Consider the following 1814-nt stretch of genomic DNA (forward strand, 5'->3'; position numbering starts at 1 on the left):
TCGAAGATCGCGCAGGGTGACGCGCTTCAGTGTAAATCGCTGAGCGTGGTGCTGGCGGCGGAATAGTCCGAATGTTCTGCGGAGCCGTAGCACCCTCACGCCTAACCCCTCTCCCACACGGGAGAGGGGGACGCGCGTTACTTGGCAAACTTGCAAAACATCGGATACGTCAAATCGGCGAAGAACTCGCGCCGACATCAGCCCCCTCCCCCGGCCACACCGCCCTGAGCACGAACACCCGGATCGCCGACGACAAGTTCTGCTCGCCGCGCTCCGCATCGATCCGCCCGACCAGCGCCTGGACCGACAGCCCCCGCGCCACGGCGAGCTGACGCAACGCCTCCCAGAACGCCGCTTCGAGGGATACGCTGGTGCGGTGGCCGGCGATGACGAGGGAACGCTTGAGCAGCCCGCCCTCGGGCAAACGGCCCGGCGCCGGGCCGCCCTCCAGGCTCATGCCTCGCCGTCGGGGGTCTTCAGCCGGTGGCCCTCGTGCCGGGCGGTCTCCAGGCTCTTGCGGGCCTCCTCCCGGGTCTTCGCGGCTTTCGGCCGGCCGAAGACGACCCGGTTCTCGGTCGCCTGAGCCTCCTTGGCGGCGCGCTCGCGGGCCTTGCGGACCTGCTTCAGGTTGATGATCTCGGCCATGACCCGATCCTCCGCGCCCCCGTGATGGAAACGCCCCGCGCGGCCGGACGCTGCGCGGGGCGGATGTCAGATTGGGGTTATTCGGCGCTCGGCGCCAGCATGTCCTCCGGCCGCACCACCGCGTCGAACTGCGCCTCGGTGACGTAGCCGAGGCGCAGCGCCTCCTGCTTCAGCGTGGTGCCGTTCTTATGCGCGGTCTTGGCGATCTCGGCGGCCTTGTCGTAGCCGATCGAGGGCGCGAGCGCGGTGACGAGCATCAGCGAACGGCTCATCAGGTCGGCGATGCGGTCGCGGTTCGGCTTGATGCCGACGACGCAATTGTCGGCGAAGCTCACCGCGGCGTCGGCGATGAGCCGCACCGATTGCAGCACCGCATTGGCGATCACCGGCTTGTAGACGTTGAGCTCCAGGTGGCCCTGGCTGCCGGCCATCGACACGGTGGTGCCGTTGCCGACCACCTGGCAGCACACCATCGTCAGCGCCTCGGCCTGGGTCGGGTTGACCTTGCCGGGCATGATCGAGGAGCCGGGCTCGTTCTCCGGCAGCGAGATCTCGCCGAGGCCCGAGCGCGGGCCCGAGCCCATCAGCCGGATGTCGTTGGCGATCTTGAACAGGCCGCTCGCCAGCGCGTTGAGCGCGCCCTGCGTGAACACCAGGGCGTCGTGGGTCGCCAGCGCCTCGAACTTGTTCTCGGCCGAGGTGAAGGGCAGCCCGGTCAGCTCCGCCACCTTGGCGGCGAACTTTTCGGCGAACTCCGGATGCGCGTTGAGGCCGGTGCCGACCGCCGTGCCGCCTTGCGCCAGCGCCAGCACGCCCGGCAGGGTCGCGCCGACGCGGGCACCACCCAGCGCCACCTGCGCGGCGTAGCCGGAGAATTCCTGGCCGAGCGTGACCGGGGTCGCGTCCTGCAGGTGGGTGCGGCCGATCTTGACGATCTCGCCGAATTCCTTGGACTTCGCGTCGAGGGCGGCGTGCAGGTGCTGGAGCGCCGGCATCAGCCGGTCGTTGATCTCGCGCGCCACGGCGATGTGCATCGCGGTCGGGAAGACGTCGTTCGAGGACTGGCCGCGGTTGACGTGGTCGTTGGGATGCACCGGCGACTTGCCGCCGCGCTTGCCGCCGAGACGCTCGTTGGCGAGGCTGCCGATGACCTCGTTGGCGTTCATGTT

3 protein-coding genes are annotated in these 1814 nt (G+C 69.2%); all 3 read right to left on the reverse strand.

Annotated features, from left to right (window positions below; genetic code table 11):
- Positions 1–169 precede the first annotated feature (169 nt).
- Entirely contained in the window at positions 170–457 is a 288-nt protein-coding gene (locus tag QR78_RS31535; RefSeq protein WP_048431591.1) for a ribbon-helix-helix domain-containing protein, read from the reverse strand.
- Positions 454–645, reverse strand: coding sequence for a DUF4169 family protein (locus QR78_RS31540; RefSeq protein WP_048431592.1), 192 nt, complete (start codon positions 643–645; stop codon positions 454–456). The genes QR78_RS31535 and QR78_RS31540 overlap by 4 nt, the downstream gene beginning before the upstream one ends.
- A gap of 77 nt (positions 646–722) precedes the next feature.
- Positions 723–1814 (reverse strand): class II fumarate hydratase (locus QR78_RS31545; protein ID WP_048431593.1); only part of this gene is annotated, 1092 nt, incomplete at its 5' end.

Origin of the sequence: Methylobacterium indicum, from assembly GCF_001043895.1 — a bacterium.
In the GTDB taxonomy this organism is placed as follows: Bacteria; Pseudomonadota; Alphaproteobacteria; order Rhizobiales; family Beijerinckiaceae; genus Methylobacterium; species Methylobacterium indicum.